This window comes from Roseibacillus ishigakijimensis (genome assembly GCF_016595415.1).
Taxonomy (GTDB): Bacteria; Verrucomicrobiota; Verrucomicrobiia; order Verrucomicrobiales; family Akkermansiaceae; genus Roseibacillus; species Roseibacillus ishigakijimensis.
The window spans coordinates 18,648-34,884 of sequence record NZ_JAENIO010000043.1; the positions used below are offsets into that span (position 1 = coordinate 18,648).

Consider the following 16,237-nt stretch of genomic DNA (forward strand, 5'->3'; position numbering starts at 1 on the left):
TTCCGCACTCGCCACTGGTTGAAAAAATGCCTACTGCCCTTCGGGTGCACGCGCTTTACGTCGAAAAACGTCCCGAACACAGCCAGCCCGCCCAGTCACTCCTCGCCGATCTGCGCGAGACTCTCGACCTGCCCCAACTCCGCGATCTCCGTCGCCTGCAGCGCTACTTCGTCGACGGCTTGAGCGAGGAGCACTTTGCACAAGCGAGCGAACTCATCCTTTCCGAGCCTTTCACTGAAGTCACTTACCGCGAACTCCCCGAGGCCAGCCACCGCTTCGCCATCGAGTTCCTCCCGGGCCAATTCGACCAGCGTGCCGATTCCGCCGCCCAGTGCATCGCCATTCTCACCGGAGAAGAAGCGCCCCCCGTCAGCTCGGCACAAGTTTACCTCCTCGAGGGCGACCTCAGCGCCGACGATCTGGCCCGCATCAAGGACTACCTCATCAACCCCGTCGATTCCCACGAAGCCTCGCTGGAAATCCCCGAAACCCTCACTCCGCCGGTCAAGGAGCCCGCCGATGTCGCAATCCTGGAGGGTTTCCTGGCCAAAAACGAAAGCGAACTCTCGGCTCTGCGCGACGAACTCGGCCTCGCCATGACCCTAGCCGATTTGATTCATACCCAAGGCTACTTCCGCGACGAGGAAAAGCGCGATCCCAGTCTCACCGAGATTAAGCTGCTCGACACTTACTGGTCCGATCACTGCCGCCACACCACCTTCCTAACCAAGATCGACGAGGTCACTTTCGACGACGACACCGCCGTCATCCAGGAGAGCTACCGCCAGTATCAAAAGACCCGCGAAGCCCTCTACGGTGTCGATACCGAGCGCCCGGAAACCCTGATGGACCTCGCCATCATCGCCGCCAAGGAGCTGAAAAAATCGGGCGAACTCGACAACCTCGAAATCTCGGAGGAAATCAACGCCGCCTCCATCATCGTGGAAGTCCCGGTGGAAAAAGACGGCACCGTCACCAACGAGGAATACCTCATCCAGTTCAAGAACGAGACCCACAATCACCCCACCGAGATCGAGCCTTTCGGCGGGGCGGCCACCTGTCTCGGGGGCTGCATTCGCGACCCCCTCTCCGGTCGCGCTTACGTCTATCAGGCCATGCGCGTGACCGGAGCCTGGGACCCGCGCACGCCTTTTTCCGAGACTCTGCCCAACAAGTTGCCCCAGCGCAAAATCTGTCTCGAAGCGGCCCGCGGTTACTCCTCCTACGGCAACCAGATTGGACTCGCCACGGGCCAAGTGTCGGAAATCTACCACCCCGGCTACCTCGCCAAGCGCATGGAAATCGGAGCCGTGGTGGCCGCTTGTCCCCGCAGCCAGGTGCAGCGCGGCACCCCCGAACCCGGCGACATCATTCTCCTCATCGGCGGTCGCACCGGACGCGATGGCGTGGGCGGCGCGACCGGCTCTTCCAAAGAACACACCGACACCGCCTTGGAAAATTCCGCCGAAGTGCAAAAGGGCAATCCCCCCACCGAGCGCAAGGTGCAGCGCCTCTTCCGCAACCCGGAGCTTTCTTCCAAAATCAAGCGCTGCAACGACTTCGGCGCTGGCGGAGTCTCGGTCGCGATTGGCGAGCTGGCCGACAGCCTCGACATCGACCTCGATGCCGTGCCGAAAAAATACCAGGGCCTGGATGGCACCGAACTCGCCATTTCCGAGTCCCAGGAGCGCATGGCCGTGGTCGTCGACCCGGCGGACGTGGCCTACTTCATCGCCGAATCCGACAAGGAGAACCTCGAGTGCGTGCAAGTGGCCCAAGTCACCGACAGCGGCCGCCTCAACATGACCTGGCGCGGCCAAACCATCGTCAGCCTCACCCGCGCCTTCATCGACACCAATGGCGTGCAGGGCTCGGCGAAGATCCACGTCAACAAGCCGCATTTGACACCTGCGCTATCTTTTAACCATGAAAAACGAGAAAACCTACTTGAGCGCTGCTCATCAGATTCATTCCGAGAGTGCATCGGAAGCATTGGCGAAACAATCGCCGCTGTCCTACGAAGAGTGCATCGCGCAAGCGAAAGAGCTGGCGTCAAGCCGCCAGAAAGCCGCTCAGAACGGCTCGAACTCGACAGAGCCCTACGCTCCCTCGAAGAACGGGAACTTCGCAGCCTAAGCGACCAGTTTCTTTCCCAGGAAAGCTTTGATGCGGAATGGGAAGCCGCCGGGAAGCTTGGCGGGGCTGAGCAGCAGGTTTATCCCGAGCGGGATGGAACCCATTTCGTAAAAGCCAATAACGGCTCCTACCATGGAAGTTGGTTACAATACTTGGAGAGGCTCCATCTTCACCGCCTCCTCTTTCCCGAAACCGCCTACGAACTTTTAGGCTTACTTGAAGATGATTTTTCACTGGCTTGCGTGGTGAAACAAATCACCGCCCGCACCCAACGCTCGCAATCCGGTGTTCCTCTAGGAGCTTCTCGCAGCCAAGTGGAAGCCACAATGAAAAGCCGCTTCGGGGCCTTTCGCTTCCGAAACGACGACTACTATATCCCCAGTATGGACGTATTCGTCGAGGACCTCCACGACGAAAACGTGCTCCTCGCCGAAGACGGCAGGACCCTCCTCTTCATTGACCCCGTTCTGTTTTATCGCCCGGCGGACATTCCGGTGCCGCAACCGGCCCCCAGTGCACTCGCTTCCCATCTTGCCTCCCTCAACCTCGCCTCCCAAAAAGGCTTGGGTGAGATGTTCGACTCCTCCATTGGGGCGGGCACGGTGCTGTCGCCCTTTGGCGGAAAAAACCAGCTCACTCCGCCCGATGCGATGGTGGCCAAGGTGCCGGTGCTCGCTGGCGAAACCGAGGCCTGCACCCACATGTCGTGGGCCTTCGATCCCGAGCTCAGCAGCGCCTCGCCCTTCCACGGCAGCGTCCATGCAGTGGCGGAATCCGTTTGCAAGCTGGTCGCCACCGGGGCTCGCCTCCGCGACACGCGGCTCACTTTCCAAGAATATTTCCCCAAGCTCGGCGACGACCCCGCTCGCTGGGGTCTGCCCTTCGCCGCCCTGCTGGGTGCCTACCACGCGCAGCACGGGCTCCGTCTCGCCGCCATCGGCGGAAAAGACTCCATGTCGGGCTCCTTCAAGGACCTCGACGTGCCCCCCACCCTCGTCTCCTTTGCCCTCGCGCCCGGCTCGGCCCGGCTCGCAGTGTCGCCTGAATTCAAAGAGAGCGATTCCCAACTCTCCCTCGCCAGTGCGCCCACCGACGAAGAAGGCTTGCCCGACTACCCCGCGCTTATTGCCTTGGCTGACCAGATTCACCAGCTGGTCGAGGCCGGAAAAGTGCGCGCGCTGAAATACGTGGGCCAGCCCGGTCTCGGTCACGCCCTCGCCATCTGCGCGTTGGGCAATGACAGGGGAGCCGAAGTCACCAGCGACCTCGCTCCTCTCTCGCGCGCGCCCTACACCTTCCTTTTGGAATTGGCAGCCGGAGTCGAGCTTCCGGACGGCTTCACCGTAATCGGAAAAACCACTGCCCAAGCCGAGCTGGTGCTCAACGGCGAAAGGCACTCTCTGGACGACCTGCGCGCCGCCTACACCGGCACTTTGGAAAGTGTTTACCCCACCGTGGCAAAGTCCGCCTCCGAGCCCGCCGCCCGCGAGTTCACCGTGGCGGCAGTCGAAAATCCGGCCGCCCGCCAGTCCACGCCCCGCAGCCAGAGCGCCCGGCCCCGGGTTCTCATCCCCGTTTTCCCAGGCACCAATTGCGAATACGACAGCGCCCGGGCCTTTGACCAAGCGGGAGCAGCGAGCGAAATCTTCGTCTTCCGCAACCTAACCCCCAAGGCCATCGAGGAATCCCTACAGGCCTTTGCCGAAAAAATCCGGAGCAGCGAAATCCTCTTCTTGCCTGGCGGTTTCAGCTCCGGAGACGAACCCGATGGCTCTGCCAAGTTCATCGCCACCATCCTGCGCAATCCCCGCATTGCCGACGCGGTGGCCGATCTGCATCAGGAGCGCCAGGGCCTCATCCTCGGCATTTGCAATGGCTTCCAGGCCCTCGTCAAATCGGGACTCCTCCCCGGCGGCGACGGGGAAGTGAGCGCCACCCTGACCCACAACCCCATCGCGCGCCACCTCTCCACCTACGTCACCACCCGCATCGCCAACACCAACTCGCCGTGGCTCGCCAACTGTCAGGTCGGCGACCTCCACCACATCGCGATGTCCCATGGCGAAGGCCGCTTCCTCGCCGACGAAGCCACCTTGGAGGCCTTGGTGAAAAACGGTCAAATCGCGACTCAATATTGCGATGCCACCGGCGAGCCCACCATGGCCGAGCCCTGCAATCCCAACCAGAGCGCCCTCGCCATCGAAGGCATCACCAGTCCCTGTGGACGCATTCTGGGGAAAATGGGTCACACCGAACGGCGCGGAGCTTACGTGGCGAAGAACATCCCCGGCGAAAAGCATCAACCCCTCTTCAAAGCCGGGGTGGCTTATTTCCGATAGGGTGAAGAGCTGTTCGGATTTTGAACCGTAAAGGCACAAAGCCCGCAAAGGAGCCGCAGAGAAAATTTTTGTTTTCTCTTCTTCGCGATCACTTCGCGGCCTCCGCGTCTTTGCGGTGAATCCCAGTTTTTCAATAATCAACCACAAAGGCGCAAAGCCCGCAAAGGAGTCTCAGAGGAAATATTTGTTTTCTCTTCTCCGCGATCACTTCGCGGCCTCCGCGTCTTTGCGGTGAATCCGCCTCCTCTATAAGGTCTCTGAAGACACCTCAGCGGGGGTGCTTTTCTCCATGTCCTCAAGCATTTGCTTCATCTCATCGGGCAGCTGGCTCTCGGGAATGTGGCCATTGAGCACAAGAAACATCATCGTGGTGACCATCGCATTCTGCAGCGCATGGAGAGCCACCGCAATCCAGAGGCTGCCCGAGAGCTCCCGCGCCAGCGTGAATAGACAGCCGAGGAAAAAGAGCATCACGAAAGCCGCCGGATCCTGATATTGCGCGTGCATCAGCGAGAAAACCAGAGCGGTGAGAACCATCGCCCCCCAGCGCCCAATGACTGTCTGACGCAATCCTTCGTGCAGTAGTCCGCGAAAAAGAAACTCCTCGAACAAGGGCGCACCCACCGCCACGCCCAGGAGGAGATAGCCGAGAAAATCGGCCCCCGCCACCATGCCCGCGATCTGCTCCTGATCGAGAGCCGACTTGTCACTCTGAAAATTCTCCACCAACAGACCAATCAGGGTCACTCCGGCAAACCAGAAAGGGGGCACCAGGAGCCACATCCACCAGTGGCGCGGCGCACGCAGGGCCAGCCCTTCGGCCAAGGAAATCCCCCGCACTTTCACGATGGCCACTATCATGGCGCAAGCCACCAGGGCGGAAAAAAAGCTCATCAAACCCACGGCATCGCCATCCTGCATGGCGTTTTCCATAAAGGAGTTGAGAGCTTCCCCACTCAGTCCCGCCGGACCTTGTTCGAGCAGGGAGAGGACCATCAGAGTCGCGATTTGAGCAATCTGCCAGACACAAATGACCACAAACCCCCACAGGATACTCCACCAGGGTCCCCAGGGACGGGGCTCCGCAGGCAGGGAAGAAAAATCGGGAACAGGAGGGGGCTGGGGCGGGGCTACAGGGCGATTCTGGTCACTCACGGCTCTTCCTTTGCCACAGGAGGCCCGGACTGTCTCTCGAAATTGGAAAAATGCACACTTGGGGCCGTGCGAGAACATGGTATATCCAACCCCTCTCTTTCCCATGGCTACCCTCCTCATCGCCCTCGGCGCCTTTCTGGCCTATTTCGTCGCCTACCACACCTACGGGAAGTGGCTTTCGCAAAAAATCTTTCAACTCGACCCCGAGCGCACCCCGCCCTCCCGCAAACTCGAGGATGGTCATGACTTCGTGCCCACCCACAAGTCCGTGGTCTTTGGCCACCACTTCACCTCCATCGCAGGCACTGGCCCCATCGTGGGACCAGCCCTGGCCGTGATTTGGGGTTGGGTGCCCGCTCTCCTCTGGGTCCTCTTCGGCTCCATCTTCATCGGGGCAGTGCACGATTTGGGCGCTCTCGTGGTCTCGCTGCGCAATCGCGGACAGACGGTGGGCGACATCGCGGGGCGAGTGCTTTCCTCGCGGGCCCGCCTCCTCTTCCTCAGTGTCTTATTTCTCGCCCTTACCATCGTCCTAGCCATTTTTGGCCTCGTCATTGCGGCCGTCTTCAAGGCCTACCCGGCCGCCATTTTTCCCTGTCTCATCCAGATTCCCCTCGCCGTCCTCATCGGCTCTTATCTCCATCGCAAAGGCAAAGGCCTCCTCCTGCCCTCCCTCCTTTCCCTCGCCCTGATGTATCTCACCGTCGCATTCGGCGATGTTGGCTTCCTCCACTCTTTCAACAGCACGCTGGCCGACTGGCCGGTCATCGTCTGGGTCGTCCTGCTGCTCCTCTACTCCTACGTAGCCTCGGTCCTCCCGGTCTGGCTGCTCCTGCAACCGCGCGATTACATCAATTCCCTGCAACTGGTCTCCACTCTCGCGCTGGTCGTATTGGGGCTCTTCGCGGCGGCCTTTTTCGGGCTCGATCAAGGGGCCGGCCAGCAAAGCCTCTCCCTTTCTGCCCCCGCCATCCGGCTCAATCCCGAGGGTGCCCCCTTCATCTTCCCCTTTCTCTTCATCACCATTGCCTGCGGAGCCATCTCGGGCTTCCACTGCCTGGTCTCATCAGGAACCTCCTCCAAACAACTGGCCAACGAACGGGACGCGCACTTTGTCGGCTACGGCTCCATGCTCACCGAAGGCTTTCTGGCCACCATCGTCATCCTCGCCTGCGTGGCCGGACTAGGCCTGGGAATTCCCGAGATCATCAATCAAGTGCCCACCGGAGAACTCCTCGTGGGAGAAGCCGCCTATCAAGCGCGCTACGCCAGCTGGGGCAGTGCCGCCGGCTTGGCCGCCAAGGTGGGGGCCTTCGTCGATGGCGCGGCCAATTTGCTGAAAGCTCTCGGCCTCCCCGCCGCCTTCGCGGTCGCAGTGATGGGGGTCTTTGTGGCTTCCTTCGCCGCCACCACCCTGGACTCCGCCTGCCGCCTGCAGCGCTACGTGGTGCAGGAGCTGGCGGATCAAATCCACCTTCCCGCGCTGAAAAACAAGCACCTGGCCACCGTCTTCGCCGTGCTCGTGGCGGGAATCATCGCCGCCGTGCCCGGGCCGGGGCAGAGCTGGGAATTCGCCAATCTCGGCAAGGGCGGCCTCCTCCTCTGGCCCCTCTTTGGAGCCACCAACCAGCTCCTCGGCGGGCTCGCCTTCCTCGTCATCCTCTTCTGGCTGCGCCAAAAGCAAGCCCCCACCTGGTTCCTCGTGCCCCCTGCCGTCCTCATGCTGATTCTCCCCGGTCTGGCCATGGCCCTGAACCTCTTTCAAGGCGATGCCGCCTGGCTCACCGGGGTGGAGCCCAACTACCTCCTCAGCACCATCGCGGCCGCCACCATGGTGCTGGAAGTCTGGATCATTGCGGAAGGCCTTAAGCGCTGGTGCGCATCCAATTTCTGAACAACTCTCTAGGAAACATAGAACACTCTAAAAAACCAATATTCTCATCCACTAGAGCCAAAACAACCAACACCTAACAGTAAAAATAATAAAAAAATAACAACAAAGATTCTTTGAAGGTTTTCTTTTTCTAGAAAAACATTGCACCACACCCAAAAAAAACATATAAGGGTTACATCCCTTTAATTCTTATGAAAAAAAACCTTCCCAAATCATTTTTCGCCTTTTTTTTGGTCTCTCTCCCCTCACAACTCTTTGCTCAAGTAGGGGGGATATTTCATGACTTCGAAAATTCCGGTCATGTTAATAATTACGGCAGTGCCATTGCAGGGAATACCGTCCATTGGACTGGAAGCGCCACAGCACCAACTAACAACCGACTGCCCGCGCAAGGGTTATCTGGCACACCTGACGACGACTATATTTACCTTTTAGACAACCTCTCAAATACCGACCGATTTGAAATCCTTGGCATCTCTCCTATCACTTCGGCTGACTCATTTAGCTACTACTTTAACGATCGGTGGGATGGCACAGCTGGGCTTTCCAACTTTCCAGACGTAGCTCTGACAACTCCATCAAAGGACTTTATTTTGGTTGCCGATATTCACTCTGAGAACGGCGCAGCCAATGAATGGGAATTGGTGCAGGGAACCTTCAACACGACAACTCCTTGGCGGGTCTGGAATGGTTCCGTGAGTCAATTCAACACTGGTGGAGTTAATTTTCTCAATATTTCCAACCGGCCTCTGGCAACCCAAGCACAAATTGACAGCGTCATTAGCTCAGACTTCAACTTTCAATTCGGCTTCGAACAAATTAATGGCGGAAACAACGGTGCAACTTCGGGCCGGGAAGCGATGTCAGTAGACAATTTCACTCTCACGATCGCCCCCGTGCCAGAACCCTTAACGGCTCTACTAGTCACTCTCGGCTTGCCAATGCTTCTTCAGCGAAAGCGGAAGTAAGCTGTCAGCAAGAAAACCAACCACCCATCCCAACTTACCCCTTCATGATACGGCTTACTCTCTACTTTTCCGCACTCTCACTCGTCTTGCAGTCTCAGCTCGAAGGGGCCTTGGTCAATGTGATCCTAATCGCAGGCCAATCCAATGCAGACGGTCGTGCGGCAAGCTCCGCTCTTCCGGCCCACCTCCAGTCTCCTCAATCAGATGTGCCCTATTTTTATCACGTCGAGGGAGGCCCTGGCTCTGGCACGCTAACAACAGTTCAGCCAGGTTCGCCAGAATTCGGTGGAGGCACTTTCTTCGGACCAGAGATTACCCTTGCGGAAAACTTGACCTCCTACCTCACCAGCACTTCCTCCTCCGCAACGCTCGCCATCATCAAATACGCCAACGGCGGCACCAATCTCAGTAACGATTGGCGTGCTGGTGGTGACGGCTCGGAAACCAACGACGGTAACGAATATTTAGTCTTTCAAAACACCGTGACGGCCGGTCTGGGCGCCCTCCAAAGCGCCAATCCCTCCGACACCTTCCGGCTCGCAGGCCTTGTGTGGATGCAGGGAGAAAGTGATACCCTAAACGCGACATCCACCAGCAATTATGAGAGCAATCTTCGCACCTTCATAAGCGACGTCAGGCTCACTTACGGAGAGATTCCCTTTGTCATCGGTAAATTATCGTCCGGACAAACCGCGCTCGATGCAAACCGTCTGACCAGCATTCAAAATGCGCAAGAAGTTGTCGCAGGTGACACAGCTGGGGTCAGTAGCGTGGAAACTGATAGCTTTGGAATAAAGAGTGACAACCTGCATTTCGATGCCGCCGGGCAACAGGCTCTCGGCAATGCTTTTGCTCAAGAACTGATTGATCTGAATGCACTAACGATTCCCGAACCTTCCAGCACAGGCTTACTCCTATTCTCCGCGATCAGCCTCTTTGCCCGTCGGCGGGGGCTTGCCTAGAGCCCGCGCACCGACGAGCCATCGACGGCCACCTCACCACTCGCGACCGACACCGTAGCTATCGGCCAGCTCGAGCAATTCCGGGCGCATGGGCCATTCGTCGGGACGCTCGCAAGGCCCCTCGTGGCGCTGACTGGCTCCCTTGAGCGTCATGCAACCGGTGTTGTCCCCGATGGCCCGGATTTGCGCCACTTCCTCGGCGGTCAAGGTGACGTCGGGCAAGGCCGCGAGATCGGAGATTTGCTCTTCCACCGGACGAGCGTTTTCCCCCGCTTCCTGGATAAAGGTCGGCACCACGCTGGCCACCGGCTTTTGGGAAAGATTCCAAATGGACGCGAACTGCAGCATGGACAGACCGTATTTTTCGGCCAAGGGACGCATCTGCTCGATCTTCTCACAACCCCGCTCCACCCAGCCCTCGGGGCGATAGGCCCGGTGATCGCCGGGCTTGAACTGATGGCCCGGCTTCATGTCGTCGTGGAAGATGCCGCCGTAGTCGACCACCCGGGTGAGCAGCTTGATGTCGTTCTTTTCCGCCGCCGGCAAGACATGCTGACCGGGCCAGGGCTCGAGGGGATTGAGAATGATCATGGCCCAGTCGAGCACTTCACCGAATTTCTCAAAGGTATAGAGCAGATCCAGGGTGAACCCATTGGCCGGACCGGGCGCGATGCCGAGACGCGCACTCAGGCCCTCGTCCTTGAGCCCGCGCATCCCCTCCCACACCGCTTCGCTGGTGTAGCCCCGCTCATCGGGATTGTGTAGCATGAGGAGGTCAAAGTGATCCGTCTGGCAACGCTCCAGGGACTTCTCACAGGCCATGCGCAGGTAGGAAGCATACTCGCGCTCGCTGTGCAGGTCGGGATTGGTGAAGCGCGGATAGCCCGCACTGCCCTGGCGCTCGCCCCGATAGAAATCATGCCCCACGGACCCCACCAGGCAATAGCTGTCGCGGGGATAATCCGCCAGGGCCTGCCCCAGGAAGCTGTCGGCCTTGCCGCCACCGTAGACATCGGCGGTGATGAAGGTGCGGATTCCCTGCTCATAAGCATGGTGAATGAGTGCCAGGTAACGCTCCTCGCTCACCATTTCGCCAAAGTGCATGAAGCGGCCCCCGCTCCAGTTTCCGTAACAAGTCTTGCTCAAGTCCATCGTCCCCCTGATCTAGCCGAGAGGCCGGGAGAGTCAACCACTTGCCCAAAGAGGGGCCCGAAATGGAAAAGACGGCAAAGAACCTCCCAACGACAATTACCCCTTGCCACTTCGCCTTTTCGGCAGAAATTGTCCCTCCATGTTTGGTAAACTTTCCCAGCTCACTAACGAAGCCCTCGCCTATCACTCCGCCCGTCTCGCCATGGGGGTCAGCCTCCTTTTCCACGGCGGGGTGCGCCTGCCCAAGCTACAGACCTTTGCCTCGGGAGTGGCCCAAGGCTACGAAGGCACGCTGATCGGCGGTTTCCCGGCTCTTTTGGCGGGCTACCTCATCGTCTTTGCCGAAGTCGCAGTCGGCCTCGGCCTCCTCATCGGGGGGCAATTCACCCGCTGGGCCCTCGTCCTCGGCATCGCTCTCATGGGCGTGCTCATGTTCGGCTCCACCTTGGTGGAAGCTTGGGAGCGCCTGCCCAGCCAGATCGTTCACCTCATCATCTTCTACCTCCTCCTCATGAACCGCCAGACGGCAGGGGCGAAGGTGGGCTGAGTCGAGCGAATGCGATTTGATGGGCTCCCGCCCTCCTCTTCTCAAGGACCAGCGGGAGCAAAATCGCTGACGAGCTCTTTCAGCTCTGCAAAAATCCCGTCAAGGGACTGGTCGCTGCGGCAGTGTCAATTTGCTCCGGCAATCCCATGCGATAGGCCAGGCGACCCGCCTCCGTCGCCATCGCAAAGGCACGAGCCATTTCATCGGGGTCGCTGGCCACCGCGATGGCGGTATTGACCAGCACCGCATCCGCCCCCAGCTCCATCGCTTCCGCCGCGTGACTGGGCACCCCCAATCCGGCATCCACGACGACAGGAACCGTCGCTTGCTCGATGATGATGCGAATCTGATCCCGGGTGGCCACCCCGCGATTGGAGCCAATGGGAGCGCCCAAGGGCATCACCGTGGCCGTGCCCACTTCCTGCAGACGCTTGGCGAGCACCGGGTCGGCATTGATGTAGGGCAAAACCACAAAGTCTTCCTTCACCAATTCTTCCGCTGCCTTCAGGGTCTCGATCGGATCCGGCAAGAGGTAATTGGGATCGGGGTGAATCTCGAGCTTGATCCACTTGGGCAATCCGGCTGCCGCCGCCAGCTTGGCCAAACGGACGGCCTCGGCGGCGTCCATCGCCCCACTGGTATTGGCCAACACGAGATATTTCTCGGGATCAACATGCTCGAGAATATCGGCGAAGGGATCCTTTTCCCCCGAAAGGTCGGCGCGGCGCAGGGCCACGGTCACGATTTCGGTGCCACTGGCGGCAAGGGCGGATTTCATGGCAGCCGGCGATCCGAATTTGCCGGTGCCCAACATCAAACGGGAGCGGAACTCACGGTCCGCTATCTTCAGGAGGTCACTCATCAAAAAAATTTACTTAAGCCGGAATCAGGTCTTTGACCGCTTCGCGCTCTTCACAAAGTTCGGCAATGGAAGCATCAATCTTGCCGCGTGAAAAGTCATTCACGGGCACTCCTTCCACCACACTCCACGAGCCATCGGCATTGGTGCGAATCGGCATGGAAGCCATCAGCCCCGCCTCGATTCCGTAAGCACCGGGCGAGCAGATCGCGACCGAATGCCAGTCACCCGCCGGAGTCTCATTGGTCAAGCTCACCACCGTATCGACCACCGCATTGGCTGCCGAAGCCGCCGAACTCGCGCCCCGGGCCTTGATAATGGCCGCCCCTCGCTGCTGGACAGTCTTGATGAACTCCCCTTCCAGCCAGCTCTGGTCGCTAATCACCTCAGGAACCGGCTGCCCCTTGATCCGCGCATTGGTGAAATCCGGATACTGCGTCGCGGAGTGATTGCCCCAGATACAGAGATTGCTGACGTCGCTGGAGTGCACCCCGGCCTTGGCCGCCAGCTGGCTCTTGGCGCGATTTTCGTCGAGCCGGGTCATGGCAAAGAACTGCTCATTAGGCACCCCGGCCGCATTGTTCATCGCGATGAGGGCATTGGTGTTGCAGGGGTTCCCCACCACCAGAGTGCGCACATCAGCCGCCGCCGTCTTGGCAATGGCCTGCCCCTGACCAGTGAAAATCTTGCCATTGATACCCAGCAAATCCTTGCGCTCCATCCCTTCCTTGCGCGGCACCGAACCCACCAACAAGGCCCAATTGGCCCCCGAGAATCCGTCCTCAAGATCCGAGGTGCCATGGATATTTTGTAGAAGCGGGAAGGCACAGTCATCCAGCTCCATGATCACCCCCTCGAGGGCCGCCATCCCGGGCTCAATCTCGATGAGACGCAAATTCACCGGTTGGTCGGGGCCAAACATGGCACCACTGGCAATGCGGAAAAGAAGCGCGTAGCCAATCTGGCCCGCCGCGCCCGTCACGGAAACTGTAATGGCGTTTTTCACATCTCTTGATTAGCGGGCGAAAGTTGTCCGGTCAATCTCCTACCTGAGAAGTCTCAGCCACGGCCATTTTTCCCGCAGTTTTTTTAGATTCAAGGCCAGCGAGATGAAGAGCCCCTCCACCATCAGGGCCGTCCCAATCGACAGCCAGGGCCCGAATTCCCGCCGGAAAAAGACGCTCAACCCAACCCCAAAAATCACGCTGTAGACCACGAAAACATGGAGGAAATAAATGGTGAGCGTTTCCTGTCCGCAGGTGGTCACCACCCGCACGGGCCAACTCTGCTCCCATCCCCGGGCCACCAACCAGCGACAGAATAAGCCCACCAGAGCAGTGAAAAAAAGCACCTCCCCCGCTCGCCAATAGCGCCCCCCGAACTCGGCCAAGCGCGTCTCCTCCACTCCCCCCAGCAGAGCCCAAAAAGTCCGCACAATGACCGGATTGCCAAACATCAGCACCAACCCGCAGGCGGTCAAAAGCAGGAAATATCGCGGGCGCCGATACCACTTTGTGCGCCAGGCCAGCACTCCCAGCGCTCCCCCCATCAGGGCATAGCCCACCCAAGGCAGGAGCGGAAAGGCGGCATACTCCCGCGCCACAAAGGTGCCCACCAGCCGCGCCAGCCCGCCCCCCGGCTGCCACTCCTCGACAACCGGTCCCGCCAGCAAGGCCACCTGCGCCAACCCAAAGGCGACCCCCGCAAAGAGCCGACCCTGCCGACGGCACAGCAGCCACAGCGCCACCATGAGAATCAGCGACCAACCAATGGTGTGCAGAACATGGCTTTTCCCCAGAAAACGAAGACCCGCCCCCCAGTCGCCCGCCGCCATATCCACCAAAACGGGAGGCCAAAGCTGCAACACCCAGCCCAGCACCATGAGCCACAACCCCCTCTTGACCCCTCTGACCAGGCGCGCCCCGCCCTCCTCCTCACTGCGTGCCAGCAAATAAGCAAAAATCAGCCCCGCCGCCAAAAAGAAGACCGGGGCGGTCAAGCCCGTCAAATAATGCCAAACGAGATAGGCCGGATAGGAGGGATCGCGAAAGGACTCCTGCAAAACCACCCCAATGGTGTGCCCTTGCAACATCATCAAAATGGCGTAACCCCGCAGAAAATCGATAAAGACAAGACGCTCGCGCTCGACCGGCATGGAGGGGGCTTAGCCCCTCGGGAGACAAATAGGAACTCCAGAGTCACTCGGACGATTTTCCCCGCCCCACCTCATACCAATAGCGGTCCGCTACTTCCCGATCGGTTCCGCGAAAGACCCGCCAAACAGCCCGGGGATGGGCAAACAGATACCAATCGCCAAACTGATCGAACTTTCGACAGGAAGTCACCAGCGGAGACCACGCGGTGCCATAGCGAAGCCCCCGTTTCCGACCCCAAGCCCGCAGCCGCTTGGCAAAATCCAAATCCTCCACCGACAACAGCCTCTCATTAAAGCCGCCAATCGCCCGAAAATCCTCCCGCCGACACCAGAAAAGCCCAAAGGAAACCCCATGCCAGGCCAAATAAGGCATCACCGCCCCCAAACTACAAACAATGCCCAAAGACCAGCGCTCCGGCACCGTCAAACAGCCCCCTCCGACAAAGCGACCACCCTGCAATTTGCGCCAAATCTCGTCAAACACCTTCTCGTGCGGAACACTATCCGCGTCGCAAGTCACCAACACCGGAGCTCTGGCCCGCTCTGCCCCGGCATTGCGGATTTTTGCCAAATTTGCTTCGTCTTCCCGCACAATTACTGCCCCCGTCTCCCGGGCGATCCTTTCGGTGCCATCGGTGCAGCGATTGAGCACCACCACCACCTCAATCTCCAGCTGCGCATACTCCCCCGCCCGCCCCACTCCCGCGAGACAGACAGGCAAAAACTTTTCCTCATTGTGAGCCGGAATAATGACGGAAAGATCGGGAGTAGAGATCACTTTTCCACTCTATCGAATGCCCCCTCCTCGTCTAGAAGACTTGCCAAGAAAACAACTCCACAGAAATCGAGAACACCATCAAAGCAGCCGCTTCTCTCACTATTTCTCGCGCCGACCCGAGAGCGAAGTGCCCTGTGACGGGCAAGCGCAGGGAATGTCTCGGGCATTGAAACGTCGTGAAAGACAAATAGGGCCGAGCCACCATTCACTGCGGCCTCCTCCTTAAGAACCAAGTTCGGCTTCGGAATTGAAGCCGGATGGATCACTCAAAGCTGATGGTTGCTCCTTGCGGAACGCCGCCCCAAACCGCGAGCACGAGGCGTAACGGAGCAGTAGTTTGCAGGTTGACCGGGTGGCCTCCGTCTTCACCGACAGGCTTAGCGCTTCGATCAGCCGGTTGATTTCGCCAGTTCTTGCGGCTTCTCCTCACACGAAGCCGCATCGTATTTCCGCCAGAGATTATTATAACGCTCCTTGTCTTGTTCAACCACATCTAGTGCATCTTCATCAGGCATCGCGTCAACCCACTCCAAAAGTTCGCTCACCACTTCAGCACACTTTAAAGCGCCCATCTCGACTAGCATTTTGTGATAAGCGCGAAGCTCTTCCTGATCTTCTTCCATGAGAAGATTGTCGAACCCTGAAGCACAAAGTTCGATATCGGCTTCTTCAACTGCGTCAGGATCAATCATCTCAAAGTTGATTTTCTAACCAATCGGCTGCGATCTTCCCGAAGTCATCTAAGCCGATATTGGAGTAGGCATCGCGAAGCTTCTGCACCAATTGTGCATTTGAAAGCCCAGCTGGCCGCGTGCCTTGGTGAGCGAAGCCTAGCTCATCGGCAAGCGCCTGGTGGATTCCAACTTGCTTGCCACGGTGTTCAAGAAAACCAGTCAAGTAAGCTGGCGACGAATCCCAAATATCGTCACTGATCCCCAACCATTCTTGGAGTTTCTTCGGTGCGCCGTGATGTGATTCAAGGCGTAGTTTCTTCCAAAGCCCAGCTGCATCCTTGGCGTCAATCGTTGCAAAATACGATCCCTCAGGAATGATTTTGGGCTCAAACTTGACGTTTTTCCCTTTCATCAACTCGCGAACCATTGTGTGAGTTGGAATCGTGACGTTCTCTCCAGCTGCCGCTAACCGATAAATCTCGTCCATTGCCTCTCCAGCTGCCAAGCCATAAGTCTGGCCAGGGACTGAGGTGGACCCCAAAGTTCGGCCAGTTGAGGGCTCAGCTAAACGATGGTGATGAGGGAAAATTGATTACTTGTTCTGGGGTTCTTTGGCAA

Annotated in this window: 13 protein-coding genes; 5 read left to right on the forward strand and 8 right to left on the reverse strand. The window is 58.7% G+C overall.

The window, feature by feature from the left end; genetic code table 11:
* Positions 1-26 precede the first annotated feature (26 nt).
* Positions 27-4,475 carry a phosphoribosylformylglycinamidine synthase subunit PurQ gene (locus JIN78_RS14070; protein ID WP_200392620.1) on the forward strand — a complete coding sequence of 1,483 codons (4,449 nt, stop codon included), beginning with the start codon at positions 27-29 and terminating at the stop codon, positions 4,473-4,475.
* A gap of 246 nt (positions 4,476-4,721) precedes the next feature.
* On the opposite strand, the gene JIN78_RS17780 is transcribed toward JIN78_RS14070, so the two are convergent.
* Positions 4,722-5,630: a CPBP family intramembrane glutamic endopeptidase gene (locus JIN78_RS17780; protein ID WP_200392621.1), complete on the reverse strand. Its 909-nt coding sequence runs from the start codon at positions 5,628-5,630 to the stop codon at positions 4,722-4,724.
* Positions 5,631-5,733: 103 nt separating this feature from the next.
* On the opposite strand from JIN78_RS17780, the gene JIN78_RS14080 reads away from it, so the two are divergent.
* The 3 genes from JIN78_RS14080 to JIN78_RS14090 all read left to right on the forward strand — a co-directional run bounded on the left by JIN78_RS14080 (position 5,734) and on the right by JIN78_RS14090 (position 9,454).
* Positions 5,734-7,524: a carbon starvation CstA family protein gene (locus tag JIN78_RS14080; RefSeq protein ID WP_200392623.1), complete on the forward strand. Its 1,791-nt coding sequence runs from the start codon at positions 5,734-5,736 to the stop codon at positions 7,522-7,524.
* 191 nt (positions 7,525-7,715) lie between these two features.
* Positions 7,716-8,492: a hypothetical protein gene (locus JIN78_RS14085; RefSeq protein WP_200392624.1), complete on the forward strand. Its 777-nt coding sequence runs from the start codon at positions 7,716-7,718 to the stop codon at positions 8,490-8,492.
* A 44-nt stretch (positions 8,493-8,536) separates the two neighbouring features.
* Positions 8,537-9,454 (forward strand): sialate O-acetylesterase, encoded by a 918-nt coding sequence (locus JIN78_RS14090; protein WP_200392635.1) that lies wholly within the window; start codon positions 8,537-8,539, stop codon positions 9,452-9,454.
* A 33-nt stretch (positions 9,455-9,487) separates the two neighbouring features.
* Here JIN78_RS14090 and JIN78_RS14095 read toward each other — a convergent pair whose 3' ends face one another.
* The gene (locus tag JIN78_RS14095) at positions 9,488-10,606 is read right to left on the reverse strand and encodes an aldo/keto reductase (RefSeq protein WP_200392625.1); all 1,119 of its coding nucleotides are present in this window, start codon (positions 10,604-10,606) and stop codon (positions 9,488-9,490) included.
* Between the two features lie 139 nt (positions 10,607-10,745).
* Here JIN78_RS14095 and JIN78_RS14100 point away from each other — a divergent pair, with 139 nt between their 5' ends.
* Positions 10,746-11,153, forward strand: coding sequence for a hypothetical protein (locus tag JIN78_RS14100; RefSeq protein ID WP_200392626.1), 408 nt, complete (start codon positions 10,746-10,748; stop codon positions 11,151-11,153).
* A 79-nt stretch (positions 11,154-11,232) separates the two neighbouring features.
* Here the strand turns inward: JIN78_RS14100 and JIN78_RS14105 are convergent, their stop codons facing one another.
* From JIN78_RS14105 to JIN78_RS14130, 6 genes are all read right to left on the reverse strand, one after another.
* Complete coding sequence (locus tag JIN78_RS14105; RefSeq protein WP_200392627.1) at positions 11,233-12,015, reverse strand: thiazole synthase; 783 nt, start codon at positions 12,013-12,015, stop codon at positions 11,233-11,235.
* 13 nt (positions 12,016-12,028) lie between these two features.
* Entirely contained in the window at positions 12,029-13,018 is a 990-nt protein-coding gene (locus JIN78_RS14110) for a malate dehydrogenase (protein ID WP_200392628.1), read from the reverse strand.
* Positions 13,019-13,057: 39 nt separating this feature from the next.
* A complete protein-coding gene (locus tag JIN78_RS14115; protein WP_200392629.1) occupies positions 13,058-14,167 on the reverse strand; it encodes a heparan-alpha-glucosaminide N-acetyltransferase domain-containing protein in 1,110 nt (369 codons plus the stop codon).
* 43 nt (positions 14,168-14,210) lie between these two features.
* Positions 14,211-14,945 carry a glycosyltransferase gene (locus JIN78_RS17785; protein WP_200392630.1) on the reverse strand — a complete coding sequence of 245 codons (735 nt, stop codon included), beginning with the start codon at positions 14,943-14,945 and terminating at the stop codon, positions 14,211-14,213.
* A gap of 389 nt (positions 14,946-15,334) precedes the next feature.
* Complete coding sequence (locus JIN78_RS14125; protein ID WP_200392631.1) at positions 15,335-15,637, reverse strand: hypothetical protein; 303 nt, start codon at positions 15,635-15,637, stop codon at positions 15,335-15,337.
* 1 nt (position 15,638) lies between these two features.
* Positions 15,639-16,106 (reverse strand): hypothetical protein, encoded by a 468-nt coding sequence (locus JIN78_RS14130; protein ID WP_200392632.1) that lies wholly within the window; start codon positions 16,104-16,106, stop codon positions 15,639-15,641.
* Positions 16,107-16,237: the final 131 nt, after the last annotated feature.

Coding starts and splice junctions, on each gene's coding strand:
- JIN78_RS14090 (WP_200392635.1), top strand. CDS start 8,537: ATGATACGGCTTACTCTCTACTTTTCCGCACTCTCACTCGTCTTGCAG.
- JIN78_RS14105 (WP_200392627.1), bottom strand. CDS start 12,015: ATGAGTGACCTCCTGAAGATAGCGGACCGTGAGTTCCGCTCCCGTTTG.
- JIN78_RS14115 (WP_200392629.1), bottom strand. CDS start 14,167: ATGCCGGTCGAGCGCGAGCGTCTTGTCTTTATCGATTTTCTGCGGGGT.
- JIN78_RS14080 (WP_200392623.1), top strand. CDS start 5,734: ATGGCTACCCTCCTCATCGCCCTCGGCGCCTTTCTGGCCTATTTCGTC.
- JIN78_RS14085 (WP_200392624.1), top strand. CDS start 7,716: ATGAAAAAAAACCTTCCCAAATCATTTTTCGCCTTTTTTTTGGTCTCT.
- JIN78_RS14095 (WP_200392625.1), bottom strand. CDS start 10,606: ATGGACTTGAGCAAGACTTGTTACGGAAACTGGAGCGGGGGCCGCTTC.
- JIN78_RS14100 (WP_200392626.1), top strand. CDS start 10,746: ATGTTTGGTAAACTTTCCCAGCTCACTAACGAAGCCCTCGCCTATCAC.
- JIN78_RS14125 (WP_200392631.1), bottom strand. CDS start 15,637: ATGATTGATCCTGACGCAGTTGAAGAAGCCGATATCGAACTTTGTGCT.
- JIN78_RS14130 (WP_200392632.1), bottom strand. CDS start 16,106: ATGGACGAGATTTATCGGTTAGCGGCAGCTGGAGAGAACGTCACGATT.
- JIN78_RS14070 (WP_200392620.1), top strand. CDS start 27: ATGCCTACTGCCCTTCGGGTGCACGCGCTTTACGTCGAAAAACGTCCC.